Source organism: Fusobacterium varium (assembly GCA_021531615.1).
Taxonomy (GTDB): Bacteria; Fusobacteriota; Fusobacteriia; order Fusobacteriales; family Fusobacteriaceae; genus Fusobacterium_A; species Fusobacterium_A varium_C.
Genome location: JADYUE010000067.1, coordinates 1 through 6,214, shown reverse-complemented (window position 1 = coordinate 6,214; position 6,214 = coordinate 1). Strand labels below are relative to the sequence as shown.

Sequence of the window (6,214 nt, the reverse complement as noted above, 5' to 3'; positions counted from 1 at the left end):
TCATCTGACTAAAATTCCGAAACTCGACTTCGTCTCAAACACGTCGGAATTTTTAGTGTCAGATTTCGTAACTCTCTCTAATATTCTTCTCCGAATTTCATTTTAGCTGATATTAAGAGAAAGAAAAATAAATTATAGTTTTAAAAATCAAATTTTAAACTAAATAATCTTTTGAAAAACTTAGTTAATTAAATAGATACCAAAATAGCCTTCTATGATTAAATTTCTCATAGAAGGCTATTTTTTAATTTTAACTATTCTTGTACTGGTTTTTTAATAAATCCTAAGATTAATGCTGTAATTACTGAACCTATAACAATTGATAGTAAATACATCATTGGATGTGTTACTACTGGGAATACAAATATTCCTCCATGAGGTGCTGGTAATTGAACTTTAAAGAACATTGTAAGTCCTCCAGCTATTGCAGCCCCTATTATACTTGCTGGTATAACTCTTACAGGGTCTGCTGCTGCAAATGGAATTGCTCCCTCTGTAATAAATGAAAGTCCCATGATATAGCAAGTTTTTCCTGCATCTATCTCATCTTTTGTAAATTTATTTTTAAAGAAAGTTGTTGCAAGTGCTATTCCTAAAGGTGGAACCATTCCTCCTGCCATAACAGCAGCATGAGGTGCATAATCTCCAGCAGTTATCATCATAATTCCAAATGTAAATGCTGCCTTATTTATAGGCCCTCCCATATCAGTTGCCATCATAGCTGCAAGAACAATTCCAAGAAGAACTAAGTTTCCTGTTCCAAGAGATTTTAAAAATTCTGTTACTCCATTGTTAAGAGCAGCAATAGGATCAACTATAAATCCATACATCAATGCACCAGTTATAAAGATTCCAAATAGTGGATATAGAAGAACTGGTTTTAATCCTTCAAAACTTTGTGGAAGTTTACTGAAAACTTTTTTCAATAGAATAACTGTATAACCTCCAAGGAATCCTCCAATAAGTCCTCCTAAGAATCCTCCACCATTATTTAAAGAGATCAATCCTCCAACCATTGCAGGAGCAAATCCTGGTCTATCTGCAATACTCATTCCTATGAACCCTGCCATAACAGGAACCATTAAGAAGAATGCATTTCCTCCACCAATATCATTTAAAAGCTTAGCTATTGGACTATAATTAGGATCGCTAGGGTTAGAGGCAGTAATACCAAACATAAATGAAAGTGCTATAAGTATTCCTCCACCAACAACAAATGGTAGCATATTTGATACCCCTGACATAAGATGTTTATAGAAACCTGTTTTTTCCTTTTTATTTGAAACTCCTGAAGATTTTCCTTCAGCTTTATATATAGGTGCTGTTTGATTAATAGCATTTTTTATAAGTCCCTCAGGATTTTTTATTCCCTCTTTTACAGGAACTATCTCAACATTTTTACTATCAAATCTTGCCATCTCTACATTTTTATCAGCAGCAACTATAATTCCCTTTGCATTTTTTATCTCTTCATCAGTAAGCATATTTTTTACTCCTGTTGAACCATTAGTTTCTACTTTTATATTCACTCCTAATTCTTTAGCTTTTTTAATTAAAGCATCTGCTGCCATATATGTATGAGCAATTCCAGTAGGACAAGCTGTTACTGCTAAAACTTCTGGAAATTCACTATTTTCCACTTTTTCTGTAACTTCCTCTTTTTTCTCCTCTTCATCTTCTAATGATAATATCTCTATTACCTCTTGTGGATTTTTTACTTCTAATAATTTTTCTCTAACCTCATCGTCTAAAAGCATTGTTGTTAATTTTGAAAGTATCTCTATATGAGTATCTGAAGCATTAGCTGGAGCTGCTATCATAAAGAATAGTTTAGAAGGCTCTCCATCTAAAGATTCATAATCAACCCCATTTTTAGAAATTCCAAAAGCTATACTAGGAATTTTTACAGCTACTGTTTTAGCATGAGGTATTGCAATTCCTTCTTCCAATCCTGTTGAACTTTGAGATTCCCTTTTTAAAATTTGTTTTTTATACTCCTCTTTATCATTTAATTTTCCTGCTGCATTAAGCATTTCAACTAATTCGTCAATTATTTCACTTTTTGTGCTTCCCTTTAAATTCAAATTTATACAATTTTCAGAAAAAAGATTACTGTTTTTCATTTCTAATCCCCCTACCCTATTTTTTCAATTATAATCTCTTTTAATAAATTTTCCATTGTTTCAAATGTTGTCAACCCTTCTGAAAATGCTGTGGCACTTCCTGATGCTATCCCAAATTTATATGCTTCTTCCAACTCTTTTCCCTCTATAAGCCCATATGTGATTCCTGCTACCATTGAATCTCCTGCACCAACTGAGCTTATTAATTTTCCCTTAGGAGCATTTCCCTTGTATACTCCCTTTTCACTTATCAGTATTGATCCTTCTTTACCCATTGAAATAATTACATTTTTGCTTCCCATAGCCCTTAACTTTTTCCCAGCTTCTACAATTTCTTCTGTTGTTTCTAATTTTTTGTGAAAGAACTCTGATAATTCATCAATATTTGGTTTTGTTATAAACACTCCCTTATCTAATGCCTTTGTAAATGGTTCTCCCCTTGTATCTAATATTACCTTTGTTCCCTCTGGTAATTTTTCTATTATTTCACCATAGATTCCCTTATCTATTGTATTGGGAACACTTCCTGATAATATTAAAATATCATCTTTTTTTATATTCTTTATCTCATCTAGTAATTTTTCTATGTTCTCTTTACTTATTTTTGGTGATTTTCCAGCTATTTCACTTTCAGTTTTCTCTGTTTTTAATTTCATATTTATTCTAGTATTCTCTTCTAACTCTATAAATCTTTCAGCTATGTTACAAGCTTTCATATCATCTTTTATAAAACTACCTGTAAACCCACCTACAAATCCAAGAGCTACACTTTCTTTTCCAAAGTTTTTTAAAACTTTAGAAACATTTATTCCCTTTCCTCCTGCTAAAGTGTATCCCTCTTCTGCTGTATTCAAATTTCCTTCAACAAACTCTTTCATTACAACGTAGTAATCAATTGCAGGATTTAAAGTTACTGTATAGATCATTTTCTCTCCTCCTTTCCTTCCATAATTTTTTCTAACTCTCTTGGAATATTTCCATCTGTTATTAAAGTTCCATCTTCTAATGATGCAAAGTTCATAAAACTATTTTCCTTAAACTTTGAACTATCACAAAGAAAATAAACTTTTTTGCTTCTTTTAATTGCTTCACTTTTTACTATTACCTCTTCAGGATCTGGAGTTGAATATCCATCAGCTGTTATTCCATTAGCACCTATAAAAGCTATATCAAAATTATAGTTTTTTAAAGAGATAACTGCTGTTGCTCCAACTGTTGCACCTGTTTTTAACTTTACCTTTCCACCTATTATATAGGCTTCTACTCCTGCTTTTGTTAGTTCCTCTATATGTGTAAATCCATTTGTTACTACTTTTATATCCTCTTTTTCTTTCAGATATTTTATTACACTCTCTGTTGTACTTCCAGCATCTAAATAGATAATATCTCCATTTTTTATCAATGCAGCAGCTTTTTTTCCTATAATATCTTTTTCTTCAGAGTATACCATCTTTTTATAAACAATATCCTCTTCCTTATTTTCCACTAATACTGCTCCACCATGTACTCTTTTTATTTTTCCCTTTTCCTCTAAAAAGTTCAGATCTCTTCTAACTGTTGCTTCTGAGACTTTTAACTCTTCTATCAATTCGTTTAACTTTATATTTTTTTTATTTTTTATAAGTTCTAATATAGTATTGTATCTTTGGATATTTAACATTTTGACTACCTCCTCTCCTATTAATTGTATAATATCACTTTTCTTTCAAAAAATCAATCATTTTATTTCAAAAACTTTAATTTTCTTGCAAGAAGTTTCTTAAAATTCTTAATAATATCTATTTTTCTACTTTTAAAATATTTAATCTTTCTCATAAAAATAAAAAGAATTGACCTAAAATTCTTTAAGCCAATTCTTTATTATCAATTATCTCTTTTGCTAGTTTAATTAATACCTCTTTTTTATTTAAATTAGAATCTTCCAAAACTCTTTCAAATAACAGTTTTAATATCCTTCCAATCTCTTTTCCTTCAGCTACTCCAAGTTCTATAATATCCTTTCCACTAATTTTTAAATCCTTTATACTTACAGCTTCATCTTTTTCTATAATCTCATTGTACAATCTTTTTAACTCATCTAAGGATCTAAAATCATGTGGTGGAGTATGAGCGATTCGATCAAATTCCATCAACTTAAACAGTTTTAAAACTTCATCTTTTCCCATCTCATTAATCAATTTTTTTACATATTTTCTTCCACCATTTTTAAAAGTGTTCAAATGGTAAAGAACAAGATTTCTTATATTACTACTTACCTTTGTAGAATATTTCATTCTTTTTAAAATACTTTCTGCTATTTTAGCACTTTCAACTTCATGGTTATAAAAATGTCCTTTTCCCTCACTATCTAGTGTAAATGTTTGTGGCTTTCCTATATCATGTAAAAGAGCTGATATTCTTAACTCTAAATCTTGATTACATAGAGAAACAACCTTTTTTATATGCTCGTCTACTGTTAAATAGTGATGATGATTTTTCTGATCAAAACCTATTGTTGCACTCCACTCTGGAATAATATATTCTAACACTCCACTCTTTTCTAAAATTGATAAAGCTTTCTCTATATTTTTAGAGAGAATTATCTTATTAAACTCATCTCTTATTCTTTCCATTGAAATTTTATCTAAGAGATATAAATAATTTTTCAATTTTTCTATTTCAAAAGCACTCTCTAAATTTTTAGTAGCTAAAAATCTAATAAATCTCATTATTCTCAAAGGATCTTCTTTAATTCTTTCAATAGGATCTCCTACAAATCTAAGAGTTTTATTTTTTAAATCCTCCTCTGCTCCCTCAACATATCTGAAATTTTTTCCATCATAGGCTATTGCATTAATAGTGAAATCTCTTCTTTTCAAATCTTCCATTATATTATTAGTAAACTCTATCTCTTGCTTTTTCCTATCCTCTGGAACGCCAATATCTTTTCTATATTTTGCTATCTCATAAGCTTTTCCATTGTAAATTATTTGAATAATTCCAAAATGTTTTCCTATCTCTTTAGGTGAATAATCTTTAAATATCTCTAAAAGTTTACTATAATCTAAATTGGTAACAAAATCACAATCACTTGGCTCAATTCCTAAAAGTGAATCTCTTACATATCCACCAACTATATATCCCTCTCCATATTTTTGAAGTATCTTTAATATCTCTTTTTCATCTTTAGATAGATTTATCTTTTCCATATTTTTATCCTTTCAGCTCTCTCAATTATTCCAGAAGTTTTCTAATAAAAAGTTATAACATTATCCATTTTATCTAAAGAAGATCCAGATGCAAAAATAATAGTATCACCATAAGTAAATGAAAGTTTATAAAAACTATTTTTACCATTATGTGAAACTTTAAATATAATATTATCTTTTGTATAACTATATACATCTTTATCAGAAAGAACAACTTCATCTGTCACCCAAAGTGTCCAATTGCTTCCTTCAACTCCATATAAACACATATCTGTTCTCTCAATACCAATATATGTATTAGGTTTTTCATCTATTTTCCATTGTCCTTCAAATGATTTAAAAACATCATTTAAGTTGGGATCTGCCTCATTTATACTTTTTTTAACTTCAGATGGAATTATAAATATCTCATTTCTATTATTAGCTAAATATTTAGCAAGTACATATACTCTTGTTCTTGTCATCTCTGCTGCCCTTGAATTATGTACTAATGGTTGTATACTTCCACCATCAACCATATCCCCAGCTGATTTTACATTTTCATCTTTTCTTTTTATCCATGCTCTTTGTTGATTAAGCACCTTTTTCTTCATTTCAGGAGTTAACTCTTTACTAAGTCTTTTCCAAATAGAGTTAAGCTCATCATCCCAAAGCTGATATAGATCTCCAGAATAAAGATTCATCTCTAATTGAGTTTCAGCATTAGAAATATCACTTTCATACTCATAAGATTTCCCCTCTATTCTTGCAATCTCATCTTGAATAGTTTCAGCTTTTGCATCAGAAATATTAAAAAGTAAAATAAATATCGCAGATAATAACATTGTAATTTTTTTCATAAATTTCACCCTCTTCTCTTTATAATTTTACTAACTATAAAATATCTTGCATAATATATAATTG

The 6,214-nt window shown here is 29.6% G+C and carries 5 protein-coding genes; all 5 read right to left on the bottom strand.

Going from position 1 to position 6,214, the window contains the following annotated elements; genetic code table 11:
- Positions 1–254 precede the first annotated feature (254 nt).
- The gene (locus I6E31_12225; protein MCF2640726.1) at positions 255–2,123 is read right to left on the bottom strand and encodes a PTS sugar transporter subunit IIA; all 1,869 of its coding nucleotides are present in this window, start codon (positions 2,121–2,123) and stop codon (positions 255–257) included.
- Positions 2,124–2,134: 11 nt separating this feature from the next.
- Positions 2,135–3,049, bottom strand: a complete 915-nt coding sequence (gene pfkB, locus I6E31_12220; protein MCF2640725.1) for a 1-phosphofructokinase — start codon at positions 3,047–3,049, stop codon at positions 2,135–2,137.
- A complete protein-coding gene (locus I6E31_12215; GenBank protein ID MCF2640724.1) occupies positions 3,046–3,783 on the bottom strand; it encodes a DeoR/GlpR transcriptional regulator in 738 nt (245 codons plus the stop codon). Before I6E31_12215 ends, pfkB begins: the two co-directional genes overlap by 4 nt.
- A gap of 184 nt (positions 3,784–3,967) precedes the next feature.
- Positions 3,968–5,311 (bottom strand): CCA tRNA nucleotidyltransferase, encoded by a 1,344-nt coding sequence (locus I6E31_12210; GenBank protein ID MCF2640723.1) that lies wholly within the window; start codon positions 5,309–5,311, stop codon positions 3,968–3,970.
- 41 nt (positions 5,312–5,352) lie between these two features.
- Positions 5,353–6,150: a DUF1311 domain-containing protein gene (locus I6E31_12205; GenBank protein MCF2640722.1), complete on the bottom strand. Its 798-nt coding sequence runs from the start codon at positions 6,148–6,150 to the stop codon at positions 5,353–5,355.
- Positions 6,151–6,214: the final 64 nt, after the last annotated feature.